A 25,693-nucleotide genomic window follows, 5' to 3' on the forward strand; every position below is an offset into this window, starting at 1 on the left:
AGGACAGCCAATCGCCCCCGGTCAGGGCGCGTGCCGGGCGATTGTCGGGGGTGGTTAGTACGATTTTCGCGTGCTGGAGACCCTCGATGCCGCCGCCGTACGCCGCTGGTGCGACGGTGGGCTGGAGGCGCTCCGGGCGCATCAGCGTGAGATCGACGACCTGAACGTCTACCCGGTGCCCGACGGCGACACCGGCACCAACCTCGTCCTCACGCTGACCGCCGCGCGCGAGGCCCTGACCGCCCCGGTGGCCGCTCTGACCAGCCGGCCCGGGGCCCTGACCGCCTTGCCTGAGGCCTTGTCCACCCGGGTGGACGGCCAGACCGCCCGGCCCGAGGCCCTGACCGCCCGGTCCGAGGCCCTGACTGCCCTGCCCGAGGCCCTGACCGCCCGGTCCGAGGCCCTGACCGCCTTGCCTGAGGCCCTGTCCACCCCGGTGGAGGGCCTGAGAACCCCCGCCGAGGGCTCGGGGACACCGGCGGCCGCCGGTGATCCGGGAGAGACGCAGGGTGTGGGCGGGATCATGCGGCGGATGGCCCGCGGGGCGCTGCTCGGGGCCCGTGGCAACTCCGGCGTCATCGTCTCCCAGATCCTGCGCGGCATGGCCGACGCGTTCGCCGGCACCGTTGCGGTGCGCGGGGGTGAGCTGGCTCGCGCGCTGCGTACGGCGACCGACGCCGCGTACGCCGCGGTGGCGCGGCCGGTCGAGGGCACGGTGCTGTCGGTGGTCGCGGCGGCGGCCGAAGGCGCGGGCCGGATCAAGTCCGACAACCTGGTGACCGTGGCGCGGGCGGCCGCGCGTGCCGCCACCGAGGCGCTGGCCCGCACCCCGCAACAGCTTCCCGTGCTGGCCCAAGCCGGCGTGGTCGACGCAGGTGGCCGCGGCCTCTGCCTGCTGCTCGACGCCCTGGTCGACGCCCTCGACGACGACGCCGCTCCGTCGGACCCGTCGAGCGACAGCCGGTCAGCCGCGCTGTCGCTCGACAGTGAGTCGGCCGCGCCGTCGGCCATGGGCGAATCAGCCGGTCCATATCTGCCCGAAGCGGCGGCAACCCGAAGCCGAGCGGCGGCAGATCCCGATCAACCGACCGAATCTGATCAGCAGGCCGATCACTCGTCCCGATTCCGTGATGGCAATCGGCAGGGAGTGGGAGGCGGGGGCTGGTCCGGCGGTGATCGGGCGGAGGCCGGTGTTGCGGGCGGGACCGGCGGGGATCGGGCGGAGGCCGGTGTTGCGGGCGGGACCGGCGGGGATCGGGCGGAGGCTGGTGTTGCGGGCTGGTCCGGCGGGGATCGGGCGGAGGCTGGTGTTGCGGGCTGGTCCGGCGGGGATCGGGCGGAGGCCGGTGTTGCGGGCTGGTCCGGCGGTGATCGGGCGGAGGCCGGTGTTGCGGGCTGGTCCGGCGGCGATCGGGCGGAGGCCGGTGTTGAAGGCGGTGGCCGGGTGGAGGCGGGTGGCGAACGCCCGGTCGGTGGTGGCCGGGTGGAGGCGGGGCACGCGCAGGGGCAGGGCGATCCGGCGGACGGGTGTGCCGGGTTCGGGTATGAGGTTCAGTTCCTTCTGGACGCGACTGCCGAGGCCGTCGACCGGCTGCGTGTCACGCTCGACGGGCTCGGTGACTCGCTGGTCGTCGTGGGTACGGGTGACGGTGACCCGCCGACCTGGAACGTCCACGTGCATGTCACCGAGATCGGCCCGGCCATCGAGGCGGGAATCGGCGCCGGCCGGCCGTACCGGATCAATGTCACGCCCCTGGAGGAACGCCGGACCGGAAGTGATCGCCGAGGCGCCGTGGTCGTCGCCGCCGGTGACGGCCTGACGGCGTTGTTCGAGGCGGAGGGCGCGGTGGTCGTCGACCGCAACCCGTCGACGGCTGAGATGCTGGCCGCGGTGCACGTGACCGGCGCCCGTTCGGTGGTGCTGCTGCCCAACGACGCCAACACACAGGCGGTCGCTCTCTCCGCGGCGCGCGAGGCCGAGGCCACCGGCGCCCGGGTGAGCGTCGTGCCCACCAGATCCCCGGTGCAGGCGCTCGCTGCCCTGGCCGTACGGGACCCTCAGCGGTCGTTCGCCGACGACGTGATCGCGATGGCCGAGGCGGCCGGCGCCTGCCGGTACGGCGAGGTCTGCACCGCCCAGCGCGACGCCTTCACGGTGGCCGGCCAGTGCCGGGCCGGTGACCTGCTCGGCCTGGTCGACGGCGAGGTGCACGTGATCGGCGACGACCTGGCCGAGGTGAGCCGCCGCCTGCTCGACCGGATGCTCGGCGGCGGCGGCGAACTCGTGACCCTGGTGCTCGGCGCGGACGCGCCACCCGATCTCGAGGACCACCTTCGCCGTCACGTGCACCGCACCTGGCCGTTCATCGAACTGCAGAGCTACGCGGGCGGCCAGCCCCGTTACCACCTGTTGGCAGGAGTCGAATGACCACGACCGACACCCCGTTGACCAAAGTGCTCGGCGCGAAGACCGCGAAGGCCCTGGAACAGCATCTCGATCTGCACACCGCGGGCGATCTGATCTATCACTTCCCGCGGCGGTACGACGAGCGCGGCGAGCACACCGACCTGCGCAGTCTGGCGGTCGACGAGCAGGTCACGGTGCTGGCGCAGGTGCAGGGCATGAGTGTGAAGCCGATGCGCCAGCGCCGCGGCAACATGCTGGAGATCACCATCGGGGACGGCTCCGGCGCGACGCTGACCTGCACCTTCTTCAACCAGGCGTGGCGGGAACGGGAACTGCGTAAGGGCGTGTGGGGTCTGTTCGCCGGCAAGGTGACCGAGTTCCGCGGCAAACGCCAGCTCAACGGCCCGGCATATCAGCTGCTCAGTGCGGACGCGAGCAAGGACGACGCGGCCGCCGAGATCGAGGAGTTCGCGGGCGCGCTCATCCCGGTCTACCCGGCCGCGCAGGCGGTGCCGACGTGGGTGATCGCCAAGTGCGTGCGGACCCTTCTGGACACCTTCGAGCCGCCGGCCGATCCGATGCCGGCCGAGGTGCGGGCCAAACGGAACCTGGTCGGCATCGGAACGGCGCTGCGGGAGATCCACCGGCCGAGCTCCGACGCCGCGCTGTACTCGGCCAAGCACCGGCTGAAGTGGGATGAGGCTTTCGCCGTACAGCTGACTCTTGTTCAACGCCGTGCGAAGGCCGCCGCGGCGCCCGGCACCGCCCGGCCCCGCGCAGAGGCCGGGATTCTGGCGAAGTTCGACGCCGGGCTGCCGTATGAGCTGACCGAGGGCCAGCGGCAGGTCGGTGAGGAGATCGCGGCCGACCTGGCGCGGCCCCACCCGATGCACCGGCTGCTGCAGGGCGAGGTCGGTTCGGGCAAGACCCTGGTCTCGGTACGCGCGATGCTGCAGGTGGTCGACGCCGGTGGGCAGGCCGCGCTGCTGGCGCCGACCGAGGTCCTGGCCACCCAGCACTTCCGCGGTATCAGCGCCCAGCTCGGGGCTCTGGGCCGGGCCGGTGAGCTGGACGGCGACCCGGAGGGCACACAGCTCACCCTGGTCACCGGCTCGCTCGGTGCGGTGGCCAGGCGTGCCGCGCTGGCGAAGGCCGCCGACGGGAGCGCCGGGATCGTGGTGGGTACGCACGCCCTGCTGTACGAGGGGGTCGACTTCAAGGATCTGGGACTGGTCGTCGTGGACGAGCAGCACCGGTTCGGGGTCGAGCAGCGTGACGCGTTGCGCGCCAAGGCCGAGAGACCGCCGCACGTGCTGGTGATGACCGCGACGCCGATCCCGCGGACCGTGGCGATGACCGTCTACGGCGACCTGGAGACCTCGGTCCTGTCCCAGCTGCCGCGCGGCCGGTCGCCGATCGCCTCGCACGTCATCCCGGCCCTGGACAAGCCCGCCTACCTGGACCGTGCCTGGGTGCGGATCAAGGAGGAGGTGCGGGCCGGCCACCAGGCCTACGTGGTGTGCCCGCGTATCGGCGAGGACGAGGACACCCCGCCGAAGGACGGCGAGCCCGCCCGCCGCCCGCCGCTGGCCGTCACCGAGGTGCTGCCGCTGCTCAAGGGCGAATATCTCAAGGGCCTGCGGATCGAGATGCTGCACGGCAAGATGCCGCCGGACGAGAAGGACGCGGTGATGCGCCGGTTCGCCGCCGGCGACGTGGACGTGCTGGTGGCGACCACGGTGATCGAGGTCGGCGTGGACGTGCCGAACTCGACGGTGATGCTGATCCTGGACGCCGACCGGTTCGGCGTGTCCCAGCTGCACCAGCTGCGCGGCCGGGTCGGCCGGGGTTCGGCGCCGGGCATCTGCCTGCTGCACACCGAGGCCATGGAGGGCTCGCCGGCGCGGGAGCGGCTGGACGCGGTCGCCTCCACCACCGACGGCTTCAAGCTGTCCGAGATCGACCTGGAGCAGCGCCGGGAGGGTGACGTGCTGGGCGCGTCGCAGTCCGGCAAGCATTCGCACCTGCGGCTGTTGTCGCTGTTGCGCGACGAGAAGCTGATCAAGGAGGCCCGGGCCGAGGCGTCCGAGCTGATCGGCGACGACCCCGATCTCTCCCGTTACCCGGCGCTGGCGGCCTCGGTGGCCGCGCTGGTCGACGAGGACCGTGCCGAGTACCTGGAGAAGGGTTGATCTTTCATCTCTGCCCGCGTGACACGTGGGCCCGTATCGAAGCCGAGGGCTACCTCGAGGAGTCGCCGTTCATCCACTGCTCCCCGCCGGACTGGGTGCATGTCGTGGCGAACCGGATCTTCCGGGGCCGCGACGATCTGGTCCTGCTGGAGATCTCTCCGGCGGAGGTGACGGTGGTCTGGGAGGACGGCGATCCGCCGGAACCGGACGGGCGTCAGTTCCCGCACCTCTACGGCCGGATGCCGAAGGGCGCGGTGGTAGCCGTCACCGACTATCCACCGCGCCCCGATGGGACTTTCCCGCCCGTGGGTTAGGCGGTGAAGTTCACCCGGCGGCGGCGAGCCAGGATGAACAGCACGGCACCGGCCACGAGCAGCAGGAACGCGCCACCCGCGACACCGGCGGCGGCCGAACCGGTCAGCGGCAGCTCGGGGTCGTCGCCCTCACCGGCGGCCGGCGTGGTCGCGACCGGGGTGGTGCTGGTGGGCGTCGTCTCGGACGGCGTCGCCTCCGGCTCGGTGGTGACCGGCGTGGTCGGCGTGTCGCAGTCCTTCGGCTTGGCCCAGGCAGCCTCGCCGTTCAGCACGTCCAGACCACCGGAGACGGCGACCTTCAGGCCCTCGGTGCCCTTGAAGGTGACCTTCTCGGTGGTGCCGGGCTTGACGGTGACGGTCTTGGTCTCGCCCTTGTTCGGGGTGAACGTGGCGGTGACGGGAGCGCCGTTCTCCGGGTTCTTCACCGTGAAGGTGAGACCGTCGCAGTCGCTGGTCACGGTTCCCTCGGGCTTGCCGACCTCGGGAGCCTTGCAGTCCGCGGGCTTGGTCCAGCCGCCCTTGTAGATCTCGACGTTGCGCGAGGTCACCTTGATGTTCTTGGCGTCGGCGGCCGGGACCTTGACGCTGACCGGCTCCTGGCGGACCGCGAGGGTCTCGGTCTTGGAGAAGCCGTTGTCCGCGGTGATCACGAACGGGGCGCTGGAAGTGCTGCGGTTGATCAGCTTGAGGGTGACGTTGCCGTCACAGTCGGAGAGCGCCTCGACGGCGGGCTCGGCCTTGCAGGTGCCGCTGCCACCGTTGTACCAGGCGTGCTTCGGCTGGTTCTTGGCCGGCGTGGACTTCGAGCCCTCGCCCTTGTCGCTGCCGACCTTGCGGTCGTTGTAGAGGTCCTTGTCGCTCTTCAGCGGGTCGATGATCCGGTCACCGAACACGAAGTCGACCTGGGTGAAGCACTCCGGGACCTCGACCTTGAAGTCGAGCTTGCTGCGGGTGAGCTTCTCCGCGCCGGTCGGGGCGGTGAGCTTGTCCGTCGACGATTCGAGGACGTACTGGGGGAGGGCGAACTTCGCCGAGGGGGCGGTGTACGAGACGAGCGAGAAGGCCTGCTCCTCGCCCGCGCACAGAGGCCCGTTGGTGATCTCGACGGAGGCGGTTCCGGCGGGACCGTTGAAGGTGTGCACGTACTTCGCGTCGGCGGCGGTGACGCAGTCGGCTCCGGTGGCGCTCGCGGGCGAGGAGAACCCGGCGAGTCCGGTCAGGCCGACCAGCGCAGCGGCCGTGAGCGCCGCCGCACGGTGGAACTTCTTCATTCGTGCTCCAACATGAGGGGAATGGGCGGAGGGCGCGCCGATCGGAATCGACGCGCCCCCCGGTTGTTGCTGTTGTCGTGGTGCTACTTGCCGTCTATCAGGCGGTGAACTTCACCTTGCGGCGGCGAGCGATGAAGAACATGGCGGCACCGACGGCCAGCAGGCCCGCGGCACCGGCGGCGACGCCACCCGCGGCGGCACCGGTCAGCGGCAGGTCGCCGCCACCCTCACCGTCGTCGCAGCCCTCGGCCGGCTGCTCCCACGGGACGTTGCCGGAGGTGGTGTAGGTCTTGCCCTTGTACTCGACCGTGAAGGTCACGTCGACGGAGAAGCCCTCGGTGGCGCTGAACTTCTCGCCCTTCTTCTCACCGGGCTTGACGACCAGCGTGCGCTCCTCGCCCTTGCTGGTCTTGTACTTCACGGTGAAGGGGGTCTCGTTGCCCAGGGTGTTGTCGACGCCGACCTCGATGGTGTCGCACTCCATGTCGGTGTACGGCTCGGCCTTGACGTCCTTGGGGATCTCGACCGGGACGTCGGGCTCGGTCGGGGTCTCGGGCTCGGTCGGCGTGCTCGGGGCCTCGCAGGCGCCCTCGAACGTGACCGTGTACTTGCCCGGGTCGCTGTCCCTCGCCTCGTTGTTCCACACGGCCTCGACGGCGAGCGTCGCGCTCTTCTCGGTGGCGGGGACCCGCTGCTTGCCCTTGAGCTCGGTGTCGCTCGGGTGCCACTTGCCGTTGACCGCGATGTCCGCGTTGTCGATCTTGTTGGTGGTCGACGAGAAGTCGACCTTGACCCACTTGAACTCGCGGCCCTGCTTGCCGTCGCCGATGGCGTTGACCGTCCAGTCCACGACCCACTCGCCGTTGATGCACTCCGAGGAGCCCTTGACGATGCTGTGGTGGGCCAAGGCCGGGGAAGCGAACGCCACGGCACCGGCGATGCCGATCAGCGAGCCGGCGGCCAGAGCGGCCACACGACGGAGCGGGGACTTGGACACGTTCACGCCATCTCCTGTGTAGGGGGTCGAAGGAGTGCGCGAGGAGATCGCAGAAATCGCTGGTGGATAGAGCGACCTGCGATGACGCCTCCCCGCGTCATCGGCGGGGACGATAGAACGCACCCGCAACGTCGCCCGACCATAGTCACTTCGTGAGATCAAAGAAACGTCTCAGCCGCCGCTAATGGTGTTGTTGCCGATTTGAGATCTTCGTTTTACCGAACGGCACCGTACCGTCGCGCGCAGTGCCTGTGAGGAGGGAAAAGTTAACGCCACCGTGGCCTTGCGTCACTGGTGAAGTAGCGTCCCCTGTGATGACAAGGATTATCGCGGGCGCACACGGGGGTCGACGCCTGTCCGCTCCGCCGGGTGCGCACACGAGGCCCACATCGGACCGTGTCCGGGAGGCCTTCTTCAGCACTCTTGAGACGATGACCGATTTGTCGGACGCGCGGTTCGCTGACCTGTACGCCGGATCCGGCGCGATAGGACTCGAGGCGCTCTCCCGCGGGGCCACCCACGCGCTGCTGGTCGAGGCCGACGGCAAGGCGGCCCGTGCGATCCGGGACAACATCGTCGCGCTCAAGGCCGGCTCGGCCGCCCGCCTGGTGACCGGCAAGGTCCTGCAGGTGCTCGGCGATCCACCGGCCGGTGGACCGTTCGATGTGGTGTTCGCCGATCCGCCGTACGCGCTGGGTGACGACGAGATCACAACCGTGCAGGAGGGGCTGGTGGCCAACGGATGGCTGGCGCCGGACGCCGTCGTGATTTTCGAGCGGTCCACCCGCGGTGAGCCGCTGAGCTGGGTGGACGGTCTGGTCGGCGATCGCACCCGGCGTTACGGCGAGACCACTCTTTGGTACGGTCGCCGATCATGAGACGAGCGGTGTGTCCTGGCTCCTTCGATCCGGTCACCAACGGGCACCTCGACATCATCGGACGGGCCAGCCGGCTCTTCGACGAGGTCATCATCGGAGTCCTGATCAACCAGTCGAAGAGCGGGCTGTTCACCATCGAGGAGCGTCTGGAGATGCTCGGCGAGGCGACGGCTCAGTACCCCAACGTGCGGGTCGCGTCCTTCCACGGACTGCTGGTCGACTTCTGCCGGGACCAGGGCGCCGCGGTCGTGGTCAAGGGCCTCCGCGCGGTCAGTGACTTCGACTACGAGCTGCAGATGGCACAGATGAACATCGGGCTCTCCGGAGTGGAGACGCTGTTCATGCCGACCAACCCGCTCTACTCCTTCCTGTCCTCGAGTCTCGTCAAGGACGTGGTGAAGTGGGGCGGCGACGCCTCGCCGTACCTGCCGGACAATGTGCTGGCTCGCCTCGTGGGCCGGTTGAAGCAGAATTAGGCGGCGGCACAGTAACGTGATCGCACCACGCTGGGTGGCGGTTCGACGACGGGAGTGAGGCACCGGTGGATCCGCTCGACCGTATCGACGAGCTCATTGAGTTGGTCCAGGACGCGCGCTCCGTGCCGATGTCACGGACGAACTTCATGTTCGACCGCGGCGAGATGATCGAGCGCCTCGAGGAGCTCCGCGCCGAGCTGCCCTCGGAGCTGCGCAAGGCGGCCGCCGTCCTCGACGAGCGGGACCGGATCGTCGACGCCGGGCGGCGCGAGGCCGACCGGATCGTCAGCGAGGGTGAGAGTGAACACGCCCGTCTCGTCTCGGTCAACGAGATCACCGTCTCCGCGGAGCACGAGGGCGCCCGGATCATCGCCGAGGCGCGGACCGAGGCTCAGCGGCTGCGTGAGGAGGTCGACGACTACGTCGACACCGCCCTGGCGAACTTCGAGCAGTTCCTGACCCGTGCGCTGTCGTCCATCGAGCGGGGGCGTGACAAGATGCACGCGCTCCGCGAGATCGGCACTTTCCAGGGCGAGGACGCGGAGCGGCCGCTCCCCTTTTAAGAGCCCGATTCGACGACGTACAGCAAGCTCAGGTAATGTTTTCGGTCGGCCTACCCATGGCTGAGGAATCACGATGCCCAAGTCACCACAGAGCCACCTGAACCCCAGGCAACCGCTGGTCGTCGACACGACGAAACTGCCGCGGCAGCCTGGTGCGACGCGTGCCCTGAATCGGGTGGTGCCGGCCCCGGCGGACCTCGGTCTGGAGATGATCTCGGTTCCCGAAGGGTCCGACCTCACGCTCGACATGAGCATGACGTCGGTCTCCGAGGGGGTCTACATCAGCGGCACCGCTACGGGCTCGCTCACCGGCGAGTGCGGGCGTTGCCTCAACGAGATCGACAAGTCGTTCGAGGTCTCGATCGCGGAGCTCTTCGCCTATGCGGACAGCACCACGGAGGAGACGACCGACGAGGACGAGGTCGGCCGGATGCAGGGCGACCTGCTCGACCTGGAGCCGGCGATTCGGGACGCGATCGTCCTGATGCTGCCGACCAACCCGCTCTGCCGCCCGGACTGCCCAGGGTTGTGCCCCGACTGCGGGGTGCACTTCGACGACCTTCCGGCTGATCACAGCCATGAGGAAGTCGATGCCCGCTGGGCCGCTTTGCGCAACCTGTCAAAAAACGAGGAGTAGGAACCGTGGCCGTCCCGAAGCGCAAGATGTCGCGCAGCAACACCCGCTCGCGCCGGGCGAACTGGAAGGCGACCGCGGTGGTTACCGCGGCCTGCTCCCAGTGCAAGTCGCCGAAGCTGCCGCACGCCGCCTGCCCGGTCTGCGGCACCTACAACGGCCGTCAGGTCCTCGAGGTCTGACGACACCGCGTGACGCGCCCGATCATCGGGCGGGTCGTGCCCGAGCGGTGGCGAACCACCGGTGCCACGGTTCCCGGACAGCGGACTGTCGGGGAACCGGGCACCGCGCGGATCGCCGTCGACCTCCTCGGCGGGGACCAGGCTCCCGCCGTCGTGGTTGACGGCGCTCTGCGTGCTTGCAGGGCAGACCCGTTCCTTCAGCTGACGCTCGTCGGCCCGGCCGATGCCGCCGACGCGATCCTGGCCGCCCAGAAACCGGGCGTACGCCGCCGTATCACCACCACGAACACCCCGGCCGACACCGTCGGCGCCGCCGTGCTCGCCGTCGCCGAGGGCCGTGCCGACGCCCTGGTCTCCGCCGGTGACACCCGGGCCACCGTTCTCTCCGCGGCCCGCGAACTGGGCCGCTGGCCCGGCGTCCGCCGTCCCGCCCTGACCGCGGTCCTGCCGACCGCCGCCGGCCGGGTCATCCTGCTCGATGTGGGTTCCAGCGTCGACCCGGACGAGGAGACGCTCGCCTGGCACGCCCGGCTCGGGGCCGCGTACGCCTCGGTCGTCCATCACGTCCCCACCCCGCGCGTGGGACTTCTCACCATCGGCACCGAACCCGGCAAGGGCGACCGCCTGCGCCGTGGTCTGCCGGCCCGCCTGTTCGACCTGCCGCTGCCGGCCGGTGGCCGTTACGCCGGTCTGGTCGAGGGCAGCGACGTCGTCCTGGGCCGGGCCGCCGACGTCGTGGTCACCGACGGTTTCACCGGCAACGTCCTGCTCAAGGGTCTGGAAACGGCGTACGCCCTGACCGGCACCCCGGCGGGCCGAGCCGACCCCCCACCCCGTGCGGCGCTGCTGCTCGGGGTCTCCGGCACGGTCGTCGTCTGCCACGGCGCGGCCACCGGACCGGACATCGCCGCGGGCATCGCGCTCGCGGCCGACCTGCACCGCCGCGCCTCGGTCGCGGCGATCGCCGATCTGCTCAGTGCTCAGCGAGGTATCGCATGATTGACAAGCGCCGCCGTCCGTCCACCGAGCCACTCGAGGAGGCCTTCGGTGTCCCGTTCAAGCCGGAGCTGCTGGAAAGGGCGCTGACCCACCGGTCGTACGCCTACGAGAACGGCGGCCTGCCGACCAACGAGCGCCTGGAGTTCCTCGGCGACTCGGTCCTCGGCGTCGTGATCACCTCCGCGCTCTTCCACAACCACCCGGACCTGCCCGAGGGCCAGCTCGCCAAGCTGCGGGCCAGTGTGGTCAACATGCACGCGCTGGCTGACGTGGCGCGCGGTCTCGGACCCGAGGGTCTCGGCCCGCACCTGCTGCTCGGCAAGGGCGAGGAGACCACCGGCGGCCGGGACAAGGCCAGCATCCTGGCCGACACCCTGGAGGCTCTGCTCGGCGCGATCTATCTGGAGCACGGTCTGGAGATCGCCAGCGAGGTGATCCACCGGTTGTTCGACCCCCTGATGGCCGAGTCGGCGGGGCGCGGTGCCGCGCTGGACTGGAAGACCAGCCTGCAGGAGCTCACGGCGGCGCTCGGCCTGGGTGTGCCGGACTACGAGATCGAGGACTCCGGACCGGACCACGCGAAGACGTTCACCGCCTGGGTGGTCGTCGCCGGTGAGCGGTACGGCGGATCCGAGGGGCGCAGCAAGAAGCAGGCGGAGCAGCGTGCCGCCGCGGCGGCGTGGCGCACCCTGACGGAACAGTCGGAGAAGACCGAGGACCAGCCGGAGAAGATCGAGGAACAGCCGGAGAAGACCGAGGAACAGCCGGAGAAGACCGAGCCGTGACGCTGGTAGAAGAAACGACGAAAAAAGAGTCGCTATGGAATAAGTCGGGCGGGCTGAACGGCCTGCTTACCGCGGTCGGAGTCCTCGCGCTGACCCGCGTCGGCCAGCTCCTCATGATCGCCTGGCTGGACGGTGGCACCGCCGAACCGCGCCCGCTCTTCGAACGCCTGCTCATCTGGGACGCCGGCTGGTTCCTACGGGTCGCCGTCGACGGTTACCCGGAGGGCTACACCTACAGCGCGACCGGCCAGCTCGAAGGCAACGAGCTGGCCTTCTTCCCGGTCTACCCGATGCTGATCCGGCTCGGCGCCGCGATCGGCTTCGAGCCCAGCACCGCCGCCCTCGTCGTGGCGTGGCTCGCCTCCGTGGGCGCCGCGGTGGCCCTGCACCTGCTCGGTACCAGCCTCTACGGCAAGCGGGCCGGCTGGGCGCTGGTCGCGATCTGCTGCTCGGCACCGGCCTCGGTGGTGCTGTCCATGGCGTATTCGGAAAGCCTCTACATCGCCCTCGTCGCCGGCATGTTCGCGGCCGCGCACCGCCGGGTCTGGTGGGCGGCCGGTCTGCTCGGCCTGCTCACCGCGCTGAGCCGCCCGACCGGTGCCGCCGCCGCGCTGGCCCTGGCGGTCGCCGCGATCCTCGCGCTGCGCCACGACGACGGCCAGCCGAAGTGGAAGCCGTTCACCGCAGCCGCGGCCGCGCTCGCCGGGGTGCCGCTCTACCTCGGCTGGGTCGCCTACCGGGTCGGCGACCTCACCGCCTGGTTCAAGATCCAGACCGCGGGCTGGGGCACCTCGTTCGACTACGGCAGCAGCACCGGCAAGTTCCTGTGGACCACACTGCGCTCCGGCGACGGCTGGATCCCGATGAGTGTGGCGCTGATCCTGCTCGTGGCGCTGGCCGCGGCCGGGGTCGCGCTGGCGCAGAAGCCGTGGCTGCCGCTGGCCGTCTACGGCGTCGTCGCGATGATCCTCGTCTACGGGCAGGCCGGCTTCTACCACTCCAAGCCACGGCTGCTGCTGCCCGTACTGTTGACGCTGCTGCCGGCCGTCGTGGCCGCCGCCCGCGCCCGCCCCCGGGTCGCGGTGCTGTCCATCGGCGCGTGGGCGTTGTTCGGTCTCTGGTACGGCGCCTACCTGGTGACAGTTTGGCCGTACACATTGTAAAGGATCTTGAAGTTGCCCGAGCTTCCCGAGGTCGAGACCGTCCGCATGGGTCTGGCGAAGTGGGTGACCGGCCGCACCATCGACACCGCCGAGGTGCTGCACCCCCGAGCCATTCGCCGCCACCTGCCCGGCGACGCCCACTTCGCGGCGGTCCTGGCCGACCGTACCATCCTCGACATCTCCCGCCGCGGCAAGTACCTCTGGCTGCCGCTCGACTCCGGCGACGCGATCATCGGCCACCTGGGCATGTCCGGTCAGCTGCTGACGCAGCCCGCCGACGCCCCCGACGAGAAACACCTGCGGGTCCGTTTCACCTTCACCGACGGTGGCCCACAACTGCGTTTCGTCGACCAGCGCACCTTCGGCGGCCTCTCGGTCTCCGAGGGCGGCGCCGAACTCCCCGACGAGATCTCCCACATCGCCCGCGACCCGATGGACCCGCTCTTCGACGAGGAGGCGTTCGTCGCCCGCATCCGGGGCCGGCACACCGAGGTCAAACGCGCCCTCCTCGACCAGACACTGATCTCCGGAGTGGGCAACATCTATGCCGACGAGGCCCTGTGGCGCGCCAAGCTGCACGGCACCCGGCCCACCGACCAGCTCACCCGCCCGGCTGTGAAACGCCTGCTCGGCCATGTTCGCGACATCCTTGGCGAGGCCATCGTCGCGGGCGGAACCAGCTTCGACGAGCTGTATGTCAACGTCAACGGCGAGAGCGGCTATTTTGACCGGTCGCTGAACGCCTACGGGCGCGAGAGTGAGCCCTGTCACCGGTGCGGAGCCCCTATCCGGCGCGAACAGTTCATGAATCGGTCCAGCTTCAGCTGCCCAAGATGCCAACCCAGACCCCGAGGCTGATGTACGGGGTTCGCGTCGCCCACAAACGCCGCGATCTTGGGCGCTGATCCCCGTCCAGGTGTGTCCGGGTGTCCGATCGTCCATGATCGTCCGCGCGCCAGGGATGTTGAACATCCGTTCACGTCCTGGCGCCTCGCCCTGGTGCCAGCCAGGATCCCGCGTAGCGCAAGCGCCGTCCCCTACCCCGCGTAGCGCAAGCGCCGCCCAAGATCTTGTGTGGTTGTGCCGTTTCAGCAGCCGGAACTTCACAAGATCCGCCGGAGTCGAGCGCCCGCCGGTGGGCGGCGGCCGGGAGGCGGGCGCGTGCCGGAAGTCGGCAGTCGGTGAGGGCGCGTGCCGGTAGTCAGCAGTCGGTGGGCGGGCGTGTGCACGGTAGGCGGTAGTCGACCGGCGATCTTGTGGGGTTGTGCCGTCGGGCCGGCCGGAACTTCACAAGGTCTGCCAGTAGCCCGGCGCGCGCCGGTAGAGGGGGTAGTCGACCGGCGATCTTTGTGGAGTTGTGCCGTCGGGCTGGCCCGAACCCCACAAGATTCGCCGGAAGGCGGGCGCCAGCCGAAAGGCGGGCGTCAGCGGCCGATCTCGCGCGAGGCACAGGCGAGCGCACAAGATCCCATCCGAAGTGTGAACGAGTGCACAAGATCTTGCGCGGCGAAGCGCCGGTCGCGGCCGGTCGAAGCCCGTGCCACAGCAGCCCCCGTGCCGCCGGGCCATCGCGCCGCCGGGCCATCGCGCCGCCGGGCCACCGCGCCGCCGGGCCACCGCGCCCCGGGCCAGCGCCCCCGGGCACCGCGCCGCCCGGCCAGCGCCCGCGGACCGGCGTCATGCCGCGTCGGTGAGCGTGGAGCAAACGCGACTCCGAGCGCGAATCAGCTTGCCGCGCTCGCCCCCACGCGAGGGCCCGCGTCCGTGGCCAGGCCGAACCCCGCGCCGCGGCGGCCCATCAGGCGGCGGGCCGCGGTCAGTAACGGCGCGGGCACCCCGTACACGATGTGGCCGTCGCCCGGTCGTACCCCGTCGCCGTCCCAGCTCTGGTAGGCCGACCACGGCCCCTCGAAGGTGCAGATCCGCACGCCGAGGTCGCGGTAGAGCGGATGCGTCGGCACGCCCGGGTTGAGGACGACGCGGTGCAGGCCGCGGCGGGCGGCGAGCCGGACGGTGAGGGCGACGGGTCCGACGCCGCCGGAGCCGGCGGGCGCCCGGTCGAGGAACAGTCCCTCGACGCCGTCGGCCCGCCACGCGTCGACGTCGGCGAGTACGTCGGCGAGGGAGCGGCTGCCCCAGTCGAGGTCGATGCGGCCGAGCGACTGGTGCAGGGTGCGCCGGTCGCCGGGCTGTTCGCGGACGATCCAGGTTTCGGCGTCCAGCTCCAGCTCGGGCGACGGGTGGGCGTACGGGGGGAACAGGGTCTTCACGGCGTCCTCCGTAGGTCGGCGGCGGTCAGGGCGACGATGAGCAGGCCGGCGAGATGGGTCGCGGCGAGGACCGCGACCGCGGCGGGCAGGAGCCCGGCCGGCGGGGCGGACATGGCGAGCACAGCCGCGGCGAGCGGCGGCAGGGCGGCGAGGGTGGCGGCGATCCCGTGCCGGGAGCGGGCGGCGAGCAGGAACGTGACGGCGAACACTCCGCCGAGAAGCGTGGCGGCGGCCAGGGCGAGGACCGCGTCACGGGCGCCGGGGACACCCGAGAACCCGTACGGCAGCCGGTAGGCCGCGACCAGCAGCCCGCATCCGGCGGCTAGCGGCGGCACCAGCCCGGCCAGGGTGATGGCCGTGACGTTGCGTACATGCCGATCGAATTCCTCGGGTGACTCGGCCGAGTCGAGCCCGGCGTCGAGGCGGTGCGTGTGCCAGCCGATCAGGCCTTCGAGCAGCGGCACGGCGAGCAGCAGCGGCAGCGCGGCGGGCAGCGGCATGACGGCGGGTCCACCGCGCCAGAGGAGAGTGACGGAGAGGGCCTGGGCCGCGCCGATCACCAGATAGGCGACGGCCCGGCGGCGGTCGGCGGCAGTGAGCCGCGGCGGCGGGCCGACCGGGGTGGAGAGCACTGCCGGGAGCACGGCGGGCCGGAACGCGCGGATGGCGACGGCGACGATCACCGCGGGCAGCAGCGTCTGCACCGGTACCAGCGTGGCCTCGGGGATCCCGCCGGCTTCGGCGAGCACCGCGGCGGCGAGCAGCCAGCACGGCACGTACCAGCCGGCGACCGCGCCCTCGGCCCGGGTGACCAGCGCGGCGGTCACACTGGCCAGGGTGATCAGCCCGCCGACGCCGGTGGTGGCGGCCAGCAGACGGTCGGGTCCGAGCAGTGGGTCGGGCGCGACCCAGACGAGCGCGCACCAGAGTCCGATCACCGCGGCGAATCCGGCGCCGACCATCCGGGCGGCCGCGGCGGGCCCACCACGGCGGGCGACGCTCACACCCATGCCGGTCAGGCCCTGTGCCGCGGTCCAGCCGAGCAGCAGGATGACGGCGGGCACCGGCCAGGCGACCCGTCCGAGCGGTTCGGCGGCGGCGATGGCGACGCTGAGCGGCCCGAGGTACAGCCCGCACCGGACCAGCGCGGCGTTCAGATAGGTGTTACGCGGGCGCCGGGCATGCGCGCGTCGGCCGAGGCGACGCCGTCCGGCTTCGCGATCTTTCTCAACCCTTTTGCGGTACGGCTGTCGCGTTCCGGAAATGTCGGAGTCCGCCCCGCCCACCGGCTCGCTGACAGGTTCCCGGGGCGTGGCGGTGACGCCGGCCGGCGAATCGGCGTCGTCGGTCCCGGCACCCGGCACCGCCGAGTCCGCCCACCCCGTTCCACCGGCTGATACGTCCCCATCAACCCAGCCGATGCCGGTCGCGTCAGCCGCGGTCCACCCGGCCGCGCGTCCCGTGCCGTCGCCCCAGGTGCCCGGATGGGCCCGGTCACCCGGATGATCAGAGCCGTGCCGGCTGTCGGTCCACCCGACGGCACCGGCAGCGTCGTCCCAGGAAACGGGCGCTCCGATGCCGGTTGCTCCGGCGTCTGTCCAGGCGCCGGCATGGTTGCCCGGCTGTGGACTGTCGTCCCAGGAAAGGGCCGGTCTGATGCCGGTTGCGGCGGCGTCGGTCCAGGTAGACGGCTCCGCGCCCCGCTCGGCACCGCGGACGGGCTCGAACCAGCCGGTCGTCCCGGCCTGCCCCGACCCGGCGGGTGCCGCGTCCCAGAACACCCGCCCGTCGACCACTCCGGAGGCTTCGAGCGGGTCGGTGATGCTGGCGGGGGCCAGTGCCTGCCCCGCGTTGGTGGCCCACGGGTCCCAGGCGGGCGCGGGGAACTCGACGTCGGTGACGGCCGCGCCGGGCTCCTCGGGGATTACCGGGTCCTCGGCCGCGTGCCGGCCGCCGCGGCGGCGCAGCGGTGGCGCCTCGGCCTGGTTGAGCGCCGCATGCCGCGGTTCGCCCGCGGCGTTCTGCCGCCGGCGGTTGCGGTTGCGGGCGGTACGCGTGGTGGCCGCCCCGCCCGCACCACGCGGGGGAGTGATCGTCATGAGGTGGTCTCCCGAGTCAGCCAGCGCACGGTCGCCGGCGTCGTGGTCCGGGGCGCGGGAACGGTGAGCGCCAGTTCGAAGGCCGTCACCGGGGGCGGCGCGGCGAGGTCGTTGTAGAGAGCGCCGTAGACACGCACCACCCGGTCGACGGTGAAGTGACCGAGGGCGCGCTGGCGGGCGGCGTCGCCGAGGGCTCGGCGCCGGGTCGGTGACCGCAGCAGGCCGACGACGGCGATGGCGAGCTCGGACGGGTCGCCGGGAGGCACCAGCACCCCGGTGTCGCCGAGGGTCTCGGCGGCGGGGCCGACGTCCACCCCGACCACCGCACGGCCCGACATCATGGCTTCGACCAGCCGGTACGGCGGATCGGCAGGGCCCGGCACGTGCGCGACGACCTGGCCGACCGTGTACCGGTCACGCGGGTCGGCGGGCAGCGGGTGGAGCCTTATCGCACGGCCCAGCCCGGTCCGCTCGATCTGCTCGGCGCAGTGTTCCTCGTGTGCCGCCGTGACGCCGACCAGGTGCAGCACCACCCCGGGTACGGCCGCCGCGACCTCGGTGAACGCCTCGAGCACGAGCGCCAGCCCGCTGTCCGGCCCTCCGCTCCCGGCCCACACGACGGTGGGTGCCTCGGCGAGTTCGGCAGCGCCCGGGTACTCGCGCGGGTCGACCCCGGCGGGCACCTGGACGAGCCGGGTGGGCTGGGCGCCGTGGTCGAGCGCCCACCCGTGGTGGTAGGTGCTCAGCGGCGCGATCAGCTCGGCCTCGGTGTAGCCGGTTCGGGCCACCGACGTACGGAACCGGCGCAGCACGGTGCGCACCGCGGCCGACAACCGGTCCTCGGTGGGCCGCTGCCGGGGTACGGCCGCGCGCGCTTCCGTGAGCAGCAGGGGCGTGCCGGTGCGCCAGTGTCCGGCGAGCGCGGCCAGCAGTGGTGTGGTGCCGCCGACACAGTGCACGAGTTCCACCTCGGGCAGCGGCACGGTGAGCGACCGCATGGCGTGCCGCAGCAGGGTGGCCGCCGTCCGGGCGTCGCGGACGCTGAGCCGGGGCAGCGGTGGCCGGTCGCCGGTGACCGCTGCCTGTCGCTGCCGCCACGCCTCGAGCAGTGCCTCGGTGAGCGGCAGGGTGGCGAGCGGGTCGGAGCCGCCGCGCCCGTCGGCGTCCGGTGGCTGGCAGAGCTCGGCGACACGTCGCAGACCGTCGGCGAACTGGGCGGTGACCGGTGTCTCATCGCCGAGCAGACCGCGGCAGAGAAGGGCGGCGGCTTCGGCGGCGCCGTCGGGGACGGGTCCGCGCCGCCGTTCGGCACGGGCCTGGTCTCGGCCCAGCGCGACGGCGTGCGCGGAGCCGACATTGAACGGGAGCGGGTACGCGGGCGCGGACGGCAGTTCACGGTCCGTGACGGTCAGCAACTCGAAGCGGAACCGGCGTAGTCCCTCGACCAGGGTCCGGCACCATCCTCCGAGGGCGTCCCGCCGATACGGGTACCCGCCGCCGGTGAGCAGACAGATGCGCTCGCGCGACGGGGTCGGATTCACGCTGGGGGCAACGACACAGCCCGCCGAAGTTGCTGGAGCATGTCGGCTAGGCGACACAATTACGCACCTTTTACACCGTTTTGTCGGCCGTCTTTGACCGTTTTTGCCCGAAAGGCCACGAGGTGCGCGCCAATTTCTCGCACTCCAAAACGTCGTCCCCTGGCCTCTCGTCGATCCGCCGCCGCCCGCCGCCCGCCGCCGCTGCCCGCCGCCCGCTGCCCGTCGCCCGCCGCTCGCGCCCGCCGCCCGCCGCTCGCCGCGCGCCGCGCGCCGCCCGCTGTCCGTTGCCCGCCGCCTCTCGCCCGCTGCGCGCTGCCTGTCGTCCGCTGTCCGTTGCTCGTTGCCCGTCACTCGCCCACCCGCCGCCCGCAGATCTTGAGAAGTTCGGGTGGCTGACGTCGCACAACTTCACAAGATCGCGGCAGGGGCAGCGGAAGCGGTGGGGGTGGCTGAGGCGGTGGGGAGGTCGCAGCAGGGAGGGGGCGGCAGGAGGGCAGGGGCGGGGCGTGGTTGACGCAGCACAACGTCACAAGATCTGTGGGGGTCGCTGTTGAGCGGTGGAGGCGCGGGGTGACTGGGTGCCTCGCCCGCGGCTCGCCGTCCTGTCGCGCCGCCCCGTCCTGCCGCGCCGCGCCGCTCCGTCCTGCCGCGCCGCGCCGCCCCGTCCTGCCGCGCCGCGCCGCGCCGTCCTGCCGCGCCGCGCTGCCTCGCCGCGCCGCGCTGCCTCGCCGCGCCGCGCTGCCTCGCCGCGCCGCCCATTCATGCGGCAGATCTTGTGAGGTTCGACTGCGATCCCGACCCGAACCTCACAAGATCTGCAGGGGAGGCGTGGCGGGGGCGGCGGCTGCGGTGGAGGAGAAGGGCGGCGGCCGAGGAGGAGGCTGCGGAGGAAGAGGCGGCGGGCGCGGAGGAAGAGGAAGGGGCGGCGGCCTAGGAGGAGGCTGTGGAGGAAGGGGCGGCGGCCGAGGGGGAGGCTGCGGGGGAAGAGGCGGCGGGCGCGGAGGAAGAGGAAGGGGCGGCGGCCCAGGAGGAGGAGGAGGAGGAGGAGGAGGAGGAGGAGGAGGAGCTGGCAAGATCGTGGGGAGGCGGTGGGGGTTGACGGGACGGAAGGGGACGGACCTGCCCGAGTACGCCCGATCTTGCTAATACGGACCGGTCTTGACGAGATCGACATGTCCGCGAAAGATGTATAAGACCTGGTGGGATACCCCTGCAGTCGCCGTGAGGTGCCTTGGTGGCGTGATTCACTTGACTCGCGCACGCAACCGGCACTGCCTCGGCTTGACGGAGGATGGGTATCGGCGGACTATGGAGTTGTCGCCAGTCGCGCCCACTCATGCCTCGGTTTGAGCACTGTCTCGGTTTGACCGCGGCCTGAGGTCCGCACCATAAAGAGCCCCGCAGCTTCACTGGCGGGATTCTGCGCTCACGCGTGCCCGTGAGCATGTGGTGTGTCGGTTCGCATGAGTTTCACTGCGCACTGAACCACTGGGTGCGTGCACAGGGCGCCACGCTGGCCGGCTATTCCGGCAGCGAAAAAAGACAGCGCACCACACAAAAATCGACGCAGCGCGTCACAAGGAGTCACGATGGCGAAGGCCCTCTTTGGCCACGTAGGTGCGGCGCCCGACCGGCGCCTCCTCGACGAGGTCACCCGACTGCGTTCCCGGGTGCAGTCCCTGGAGTTCGAGGTCACCCGCCTCCAGGCGGAGAATGATCGTCTCGCGGCGGCGGCCGTGGAGGCAGACGATTTCGCGCGGCTGACCGAGCCCGCGCTGACCTGAGCCTCAGCGGATGCCGGAGGGTACTCGCGGGGAGACCGTCCGGCGTTCAATCCCCTCGGATCGCAACTGAACAGCACTGAAGACGCAACAAAGACGCACCGAAGAAAAAGCGCGCCTCCACTCCCGTGGCGGCGCGCCGTTTTTTCCGGCCACGTGATTCCGCTGCGGAACAGCACCGGCGGGTAGCCTGCCTCCCAGCAGAAACGTCCCGCAGACCCGACCCTCGGAGATCCGTGCACCTCAAGAGCCTGACGGTCAAGGGCTTCAAGTCCTTCGCCTCCGCCACCACATTGCGGCTGGAGCCGGGCATCACCTGTGTGGTGGGGCCGAACGGTTCCGGCAAGTCCAACGTCGTCGACGCCATCGCCTGGGTTCTCGGCGAGCAGGGCGCCAAGGCGCTGCGTGGCGGCAAGATGGAGGACGTCATCTTCGCCGGTACGGCCGGTCGCGCCCCACTGGGCCGGGCCGAGGTGACGCTCACGATCGACAACAACGACGGTGCCCTGCCGATCGACTACACCGAGGTCTCGATCACCCGGCGGATGTTCCGGGACGGCGCCAGTGAGTACGAGATCAACGGCAACTCCTGCCGCCTGCTCGACATCCAGGAGCTGCTCAGCGACTCCGGCATCGGCCGCGAGATGCACATCATCGTCGGCCAGGGCCGGCTCGACGCCATGCTGCACGCGAAACCCGAGGACCGCCGCTCGTTCATCGAGGAGGCGGCGGGCGTACTCAAGCATCGCAAACGCAAGGAAAAGGCGATCCGCAAGCTGGACGCCATGGGTGTCAACCTGAACCGCCTCGGTGACCTGACCACCGAGCTGCGGCGGCAGCTGAAGCCGCTCGGCCGTCAGGCCGAGGTGGCCCGCCGGGCCGCCGGCATCCAGTCCGACCTGCGTGACGCCCGCCTCCGCCTGCTCGCCGACGACCTGTTCACGCTGCGCACCACGCTCGACCGGGAGATCGCCGACGAGTCGGCGAGCCGTGAGCGCCGCGGTCAGGTGGAGGAGGAGAACCGCGAGGTCCAGCGGATGCTCGCCGACCTGGAGCACGAGCACGCCGAGGACGCGCCGCTGCTGCAGGCCGCCCAGGACGCCTGGTACAAACTGTCCTCCCTGCAGGAGCGGTTCCGTTCGACCGAGCAGCTGGCCACCGAGCGGCTGCGGCACCTGGCCGCCACTCCCGAGGACGAGCGGCCCGGCCGTGACCCGGAGATGCTCGAGGCCGAGGCGGAGAGCGTACGCGAGCAGGAGGAGGAGCTCCGCGAGGCGCTCACCGAGGACCAGATGCGCCTGGCCGAGGCTGTCGAGTACCGCCAGGACCTGGAACGCCAGCTGGCCGCGGCCGAGGGTGAGCTGCGGGCGGCCGCCAAGGCGATCGCCGACCGCCGGGAGGGGCTGGCCAAGCTCACCGGCAACGTGAACGCGGCCCGGGCCCGGACGAACAGCGCGGCCGAGGAGATCGAGCGCCTCGCCGACGCGCACACCGACGCCCTGATGCGGGCCGAGGCCGCGCAGGAGGAGGTCGACCTGGTCGCGGCCGAGTCGACCGAGGCCGACCGGGACAACGCCGACCTGGACGCGCGGCACGACGAGGCGGTGGCCGCGCACGACCGGGCCGCCGCAGTGGTCCGTGAGCTGTCCGACACCGAGCGCGCCGCCGAGAAGGACGCCGCCAGCTGGAAGGCCCGCGAGGAGGCACTCGCGCTCGGCCTCAAGCGCAAGGACGGCGCCGGGGCGCTGCTGGCCAAGGCCGGCCAGGTGCCGGGCCTGCTCGGCAGTCTCGCCTCGATGCTCACCGTCCGGCCCGGTCACGAGGTGGCGCTGGCCGCGGCGCTGGGCGGGCTGGCCGACTCGGTCGCGCTCTCCGGCGTGGACGAGGCGATCGAGGCGATGAGGACCCTCAAGATCGCCGACGCCGGCCGCGCCGATCTGGTCGTCGCCGGAACCGCCGGGCCCGGCATGCAGGGTCCGCTCGCGAACCTGCGCCCGAACCTGCCGGACGGGGCGGTCTGGGCGCCCGAGGTGGTCGACTGTCCGGAACAGATCCGTCCCGCGCTCAACCGGGCACTGCGCGACGTGGTGCTGGTCCCCGATCTGACGGCCGCCGCCGCGCTGGTCGCGGCGAACAGCGAGCTGCGCGCGGTCACGCCCGAGGGCGACGTGCTCGGGGCCTATGCGGCGGCCGGCGGCTCGTCGAAGGCGACCAGCTACATCGAGGTGCAGGCCGCGGTCGACGAGGCCAAGGCGAAGCGGGCGACGGCCGAGCAGACCATCGCCGAGGTCAAGGAACAGCTCGGCGAGGCCCGTGCCCAGGTGGCCGAGCTCAAGCAGGCCGTGAACGTGGCGGCCCAGGCCAAGCGCGCCGCCGAGGGCGAGCGCAACGCGGCCGCTCGCCGGCTGGCCGAGCTCGGTGCCGCGGCCCGGTCCGCGAAGGCGGAGACCGACCGGCTCGGCGCGTCCCTGCAGAAGGCGCAGGCGGCTCGCGAGACCGATCTGATGCGGGTGGCCGAGCTGGAGGAGCGGCTGCGGCTGGCCGAGGACACCCCGCTCGACGAGGAGCCGTCCACCGAGGAACGCGACCGGCTCGGCGCGCTGGTGCCCCAGGCACGGCAGAACGAGATGGAGGTACGACTCGCTGTCCGTACCGCCGAAGAACGGGTTTCCTCCATCGCGGGCCGCGCCGATTCGCTGCTCCGCCAGGCCAACGCCGAGCGCCAGGCCAGGGAACGCGCCGCCGCCCGCCGGGCCGCACGTGCCCGCGGTGCCGAGATCGCCCGTGCCGTCGCGCACGGCGCGGCCGCCGCCCTGGAACGCGTGGCCGTGTCGCTGGCCGCCGCGGCCGAGAACCGTGACCAGATCGCCCAGGCCCGGACCAGCCGGGAGGCCGAGCTGCAGGAGGTGAGGGCACACGCCAAGCGTCTGGTCGCCGAGCTGGAGCGGCTCACCAGCGAGGTGCACCGCGACGAGATGGCCCGCGCCGAGCAGCGGATGCGCATCGAGCAGCTGGAGGCCAAGGCCGCCGAGGACTTCTCGCTCGATGTCGAGACGCTGATCAGCGAGTACGGCCCGGACCAGCTGGTGCCGCCGACCCATGCCGACGTGGCCCAGGCCGAGAAGGACGGCAAGCCCGAACCTCAGCCGGCGCCGTTCCACCGGCCCACCCAGGAGAAGCGGGCCAACAAGGCGGAGCGTGACCTCACCCTGCTCGGCAAGGTCAACCCGCTGGCGCTGGAGGAGTTCGCCGCGCTGGAGGAGCGCTACAAATTCCTCTCCGACCAGCTCGAGGACCTCAAGGCCACCCGCAAGGACCTGCTCACCGTGGTCAAGGACGTCGACGACCGGATCCTGGAGGTCTTCACGTCGGCGTTCGAGGACACCGCCCGCGAGTTCCAGGCCGTGTTCCAGGTGCTGTTCCCCGGCGGTGAGGGCCGGCTGATCCTCACCGACCCGGAGGACATGCTCACGACCGGTGTCGAGGTGGAGGCCCGTCCGCCGGGCAAGAAGATCAAGCGGCTGTCGCTGCTGTCCGGTGGCGAGCGCTCACTGACCGCGGTGGCCATGCTCTGTGCCATCTTCCGGGCCCGGCCCTCGCCCTTCTACATCATGGACGAGGTGGAGGCGGCCCTCGACGACGTCAACCTGGGCCGGTTGATTACCCTCTTCCAGCAGTTGCGGGAGAAGAGCCAGCTGCTCATCATCACGCACCAGAAACGGACGATGGAGGTCGCGGACGCCCTGTACGGCGTCACGATGCGTGCCGGCGTCACCCAGGTGATCAGCCAGCGCCTCGCCCGCGACCCGGAGGAGTAGGGAAGTACATGCGCGACCGCGCCCAGGCCCTGATGATCGACCTGGACGGCGTGCTGCGCCGCTGGGACCCGGCCCCGATGATCGCCGTCGAGATCGAGTACGGCCTCAAGCCGGCCTCACTGCTGGAGACGGCCATGTCGTGGGACATCTACCGGCCCGCGATGGCCGGTGAGATCACCGACGCCGAGTGGATGAGGCTGGTCGCCGACCGGCTGCCGCTCGAGGCCGCGGACGCCGCCACCGCGGTCGCCGCGTGGCAGTCGTACCGCGGCGAGGTGGACCCCGAGGCGCTCGCTTTCGTGCGTGAGGTCCGGGACGGCGGCCGGAAGGTGGCGATCGCGACGAACGCGACCGACCGCCTGCGCCCCGACCTCGAGGCGCTCGGGCTCCTCGGCGAGGTCGACCTGGTCCTCAGCTCGTGGGAGATGAAGATTCACAAGCCGGCCCCGGAGTACTTCCAGCAGGCCTGTTTGCAGCTCGGTGTCCTGCCGAAGCACGTGCTGTTCGTGGACGACGACGACCGGGTGATCCGTGGTGCCCGCTCGGCGGGTCTCGCCGGATACCGGTGGGCCGGGCCGGAACACGTACCGTATCTCCGCAAGGTCCTCGACCTACCGGATTGATGCCGCCCGCGCTGCCGATCGGGCGGCACGGCCACTCGTTCCGCCGAGGATGGGCGTGTGCCGACCGGGCACGCCCAGCGGAGGGAACGTCATGTCCAGGATCGGCGCGGTCATCGCCGGAACCGTCCTCGTCGGCGGCCTCGCCGGCTGCACGTCCACCGATGGCACCGCGCCCATCAACGGGCCGGACCCGGCGGGCCCGTCGCCCTCGTCGGCGGCTACGGCCGGCCCGGGTGCCGACATCCGCGGGAACAGGCAGTTCCTGTTCGCCACCGTGGACGGCGGGAAGGCGCTGACCGTCGACGCGGACGGCCTGCTGACGGTGGCCGGCAAGTCCACCGGCCGCTCGCTGTTCGTGACCACGCCGCTCGCTCCCGGATCCCGCCACCACCTGCTGCAGACCGCGAGGATGACGGTGGGCGACGAGCCGTGGTGCCTGCAGGTGCACGACCCGGGTGGGAGCAGGCCCCTGCAACTCAAGACCGAGGCCTGTGACGCCGCCGAGAAGAATCAGGTGTTCACCTTCCCGACGGCGCCGGACGGCCGGGGACGGCTGATCGAGGTCAACGGCCTCTTCGTCCTGGCCGACACCGGCGACGGCCGGGTCATGATGCAGCAGGGCGGTGAAGGCGACGCGATGAGTTCCTTCACCGTCACCGACAAGGGTGAGTCCACCCTCCCGCATCCGGGCGACTGATTC

The 25,693-nt window shown here is 71.4% G+C and carries 21 protein-coding genes and 1 pseudogene; 17 read left to right on the forward strand and 5 right to left on the reverse strand.

The window, feature by feature from the left end; all coding sequences use genetic code 11:
• Nucleotides 1–514: 514 nt before the first annotated feature.
• The 3 genes and pseudogenes from CLV67_RS53195 to CLV67_RS07285 form a co-directional block, all read left to right on the forward strand.
• Nucleotides 515–2,428, forward strand: a pseudogene (locus tag CLV67_RS53195) (DAK2 domain-containing protein); the annotation flags it as partial.
• Entirely contained in the window at nucleotides 2,425–4,599 is a 2,175-nt protein-coding gene (gene recG, locus CLV67_RS07280) for an ATP-dependent DNA helicase RecG (RefSeq protein WP_106316351.1), read from the forward strand. The pseudogene CLV67_RS53195 and the gene recG, both read left to right, overlap by 4 nt.
• A complete protein-coding gene (locus tag CLV67_RS07285; RefSeq protein WP_106316352.1) occupies nucleotides 4,596–4,913 on the forward strand; it encodes a DUF952 domain-containing protein in 318 nt (105 codons plus the stop codon). The genes recG and CLV67_RS07285 overlap by 4 nt, the downstream gene beginning before the upstream one ends.
• On the opposite strand, the gene CLV67_RS07290 is transcribed toward CLV67_RS07285, so the two are convergent.
• Together CLV67_RS07290 and CLV67_RS53200 are read right to left on the reverse strand one after the other, a co-directional pair.
• Nucleotides 4,910–6,184 carry a hypothetical protein gene (locus CLV67_RS07290; protein WP_106316353.1) on the reverse strand — a complete coding sequence of 425 codons (1,275 nt, stop codon included), beginning with the start codon at nucleotides 6,182–6,184 and terminating at the stop codon, nucleotides 4,910–4,912. The two genes, CLV67_RS07285 and CLV67_RS07290, sit on opposite strands and share 4 nt — an antisense overlap.
• 97 nt (nucleotides 6,185–6,281) lie before the next feature.
• Complete coding sequence (locus CLV67_RS53200; RefSeq protein ID WP_239165979.1) at nucleotides 6,282–7,187, reverse strand: LPXTG cell wall anchor domain-containing protein; 906 nt, start codon at nucleotides 7,185–7,187, stop codon at nucleotides 6,282–6,284.
• A gap of 308 nt (nucleotides 7,188–7,495) precedes the next feature.
• On the opposite strand from CLV67_RS53200, the gene rsmD reads away from it, so the two are divergent.
• The 9 genes from rsmD (at nucleotide 7,496) to mutM (ending at nucleotide 13,719) form a co-directional block, all read left to right on the forward strand.
• Nucleotides 7,496–8,059, forward strand: coding sequence for a 16S rRNA (guanine(966)-N(2))-methyltransferase RsmD (gene rsmD, locus CLV67_RS07300; RefSeq protein WP_106316354.1), 564 nt, complete (start codon nucleotides 7,496–7,498; stop codon nucleotides 8,057–8,059).
• Nucleotides 8,056–8,535 (forward strand): pantetheine-phosphate adenylyltransferase, encoded by a 480-nt coding sequence (gene coaD / locus CLV67_RS07305; RefSeq protein WP_106316355.1) that lies wholly within the window; start codon nucleotides 8,056–8,058, stop codon nucleotides 8,533–8,535. Before rsmD ends, coaD begins: the two co-directional genes overlap by 4 nt.
• Nucleotides 8,536–8,600: 65 nt before the next feature.
• Nucleotides 8,601–9,098 (forward strand): hypothetical protein, encoded by a 498-nt coding sequence (locus CLV67_RS07310; RefSeq protein WP_106316356.1) that lies wholly within the window; start codon nucleotides 8,601–8,603, stop codon nucleotides 9,096–9,098.
• Between the two features lie 73 nt (nucleotides 9,099–9,171).
• A complete protein-coding gene (locus CLV67_RS07315; RefSeq protein WP_106316357.1) occupies nucleotides 9,172–9,735 on the forward strand; it encodes a YceD family protein in 564 nt (187 codons plus the stop codon).
• Nucleotides 9,736–9,740: 5 nt separating this feature from the next.
• Entirely contained in the window at nucleotides 9,741–9,914 is a 174-nt protein-coding gene (gene rpmF, locus CLV67_RS07320; protein WP_106316358.1) for a 50S ribosomal protein L32, read from the forward strand.
• A gap of 36 nt (nucleotides 9,915–9,950) precedes the next feature.
• Complete coding sequence (locus CLV67_RS07325) at nucleotides 9,951–10,913, forward strand: phosphate acyltransferase PlsX (RefSeq protein ID WP_239165982.1); 963 nt, start codon at nucleotides 9,951–9,953, stop codon at nucleotides 10,911–10,913.
• The gene (gene rnc, locus CLV67_RS07330) at nucleotides 10,910–11,698 is read left to right on the forward strand and encodes a ribonuclease III (RefSeq protein WP_106316360.1); all 789 of its coding nucleotides are present in this window, start codon (nucleotides 10,910–10,912) and stop codon (nucleotides 11,696–11,698) included. Before CLV67_RS07325 ends, rnc begins: the two co-directional genes overlap by 4 nt.
• The gene (locus CLV67_RS07335) at nucleotides 11,695–12,861 is read left to right on the forward strand and encodes a mannosyltransferase family protein (protein WP_106316361.1); all 1,167 of its coding nucleotides are present in this window, start codon (nucleotides 11,695–11,697) and stop codon (nucleotides 12,859–12,861) included. The genes rnc and CLV67_RS07335 overlap by 4 nt, the downstream gene beginning before the upstream one ends.
• A gap of 12 nt (nucleotides 12,862–12,873) precedes the next feature.
• Nucleotides 12,874–13,719, forward strand: coding sequence for a bifunctional DNA-formamidopyrimidine glycosylase/DNA-(apurinic or apyrimidinic site) lyase (gene mutM / locus CLV67_RS07340; protein WP_106316482.1), 846 nt, complete (start codon nucleotides 12,874–12,876; stop codon nucleotides 13,717–13,719).
• Nucleotides 13,720–14,585: 866 nt separating this feature from the next.
• Here mutM and CLV67_RS07345 read toward each other — a convergent pair.
• From CLV67_RS07345 to CLV67_RS07355, 3 genes are read right to left on the reverse strand one after another with little or no spacing between them, the layout of a single operon-like run.
• Nucleotides 14,586–15,131, reverse strand: coding sequence for a spherulation-specific family 4 protein (locus CLV67_RS07345; RefSeq protein WP_106316362.1), 546 nt, complete (start codon nucleotides 15,129–15,131; stop codon nucleotides 14,586–14,588).
• The gene (locus CLV67_RS53205) at nucleotides 15,128–17,230 is read right to left on the reverse strand and encodes a hypothetical protein (RefSeq protein ID WP_239165978.1); all 2,103 of its coding nucleotides are present in this window, start codon (nucleotides 17,228–17,230) and stop codon (nucleotides 15,128–15,130) included. Before CLV67_RS53205 ends, CLV67_RS07345 begins: the two co-directional genes overlap by 4 nt.
• Nucleotides 17,227–18,771, reverse strand: coding sequence for a DUF3492 domain-containing protein (locus CLV67_RS07355; RefSeq protein WP_106316363.1), 1,545 nt, complete (start codon nucleotides 18,769–18,771; stop codon nucleotides 17,227–17,229). The genes CLV67_RS53205 and CLV67_RS07355 overlap by 4 nt, the downstream gene beginning before the upstream one ends.
• A gap of 943 nt (nucleotides 18,772–19,714) precedes the next feature.
• Here CLV67_RS07355 and CLV67_RS51715 point away from each other — a divergent pair.
• From CLV67_RS51715 to CLV67_RS07385, 5 genes are all read left to right on the forward strand, one after another.
• Nucleotides 19,715–19,870: a hypothetical protein gene (locus CLV67_RS51715; RefSeq protein ID WP_170153764.1), complete on the forward strand. Its 156-nt coding sequence runs from the start codon at nucleotides 19,715–19,717 to the stop codon at nucleotides 19,868–19,870.
• Between the two features lie 490 nt (nucleotides 19,871–20,360).
• Complete coding sequence (locus CLV67_RS07370) at nucleotides 20,361–20,555, forward strand: hypothetical protein (protein ID WP_106316364.1); 195 nt, start codon at nucleotides 20,361–20,363, stop codon at nucleotides 20,553–20,555.
• A gap of 233 nt (nucleotides 20,556–20,788) precedes the next feature.
• On the forward strand, nucleotides 20,789–24,370 hold the full coding sequence (gene smc / locus CLV67_RS07375) for a chromosome segregation protein SMC (RefSeq protein ID WP_106316365.1): 3,582 nt from the start codon (nucleotides 20,789–20,791) through the stop codon (nucleotides 24,368–24,370).
• Nucleotides 24,371–24,378: 8 nt separating this feature from the next.
• A complete protein-coding gene (locus CLV67_RS07380; protein ID WP_106316366.1) occupies nucleotides 24,379–24,993 on the forward strand; it encodes an HAD family hydrolase in 615 nt (204 codons plus the stop codon).
• Between the two features lie 91 nt (nucleotides 24,994–25,084).
• The gene (locus CLV67_RS07385; protein WP_106316367.1) at nucleotides 25,085–25,690 is read left to right on the forward strand and encodes a hypothetical protein; all 606 of its coding nucleotides are present in this window, start codon (nucleotides 25,085–25,087) and stop codon (nucleotides 25,688–25,690) included.
• The last annotated feature ends 3 nt before the right edge of the window (nucleotides 25,691–25,693 follow it).

The organism is Actinoplanes italicus (assembly GCF_003001815.1).
Classification (GTDB): Bacteria; Actinomycetota; Actinomycetes; order Mycobacteriales; family Micromonosporaceae; genus Actinoplanes; species Actinoplanes italicus.

Excerpts from the sequence above, each read along its gene's own strand:
- CLV67_RS07385 (WP_106316367.1), top strand. The coding sequence starts at position 25,085 with ATGTCCAGGATCGGCGCGGTCATCGCCGGAACCGTCCTCGTCGGCGGC.
- CLV67_RS07380 (WP_106316366.1), top strand. The coding sequence starts at position 24,379 with ATGCGCGACCGCGCCCAGGCCCTGATGATCGACCTGGACGGCGTGCTG.
- CLV67_RS07290 (WP_106316353.1), bottom strand. The coding sequence starts at position 6,184 with ATGAAGAAGTTCCACCGTGCGGCGGCGCTCACGGCCGCTGCGCTGGTC.
- rnc (WP_106316360.1), top strand. The coding sequence starts at position 10,910 with ATGATTGACAAGCGCCGCCGTCCGTCCACCGAGCCACTCGAGGAGGCC.
- CLV67_RS07370 (WP_106316364.1), top strand. The coding sequence starts at position 20,361 with ATGGCGAAGGCCCTCTTTGGCCACGTAGGTGCGGCGCCCGACCGGCGC.
- coaD (WP_106316355.1), top strand. The coding sequence starts at position 8,056 with ATGAGACGAGCGGTGTGTCCTGGCTCCTTCGATCCGGTCACCAACGGG.
- CLV67_RS07315 (WP_106316357.1), top strand. The coding sequence starts at position 9,172 with ATGCCCAAGTCACCACAGAGCCACCTGAACCCCAGGCAACCGCTGGTC.
- rsmD (WP_106316354.1), top strand. The coding sequence starts at position 7,496 with ATGACAAGGATTATCGCGGGCGCACACGGGGGTCGACGCCTGTCCGCT.
- recG (WP_106316351.1), top strand. The coding sequence starts at position 2,425 with ATGACCACGACCGACACCCCGTTGACCAAAGTGCTCGGCGCGAAGACC.
- CLV67_RS53205 (WP_239165978.1), bottom strand. The coding sequence starts at position 17,230 with ATGACGATCACTCCCCCGCGTGGTGCGGGCGGGGCGGCCACCACGCGT.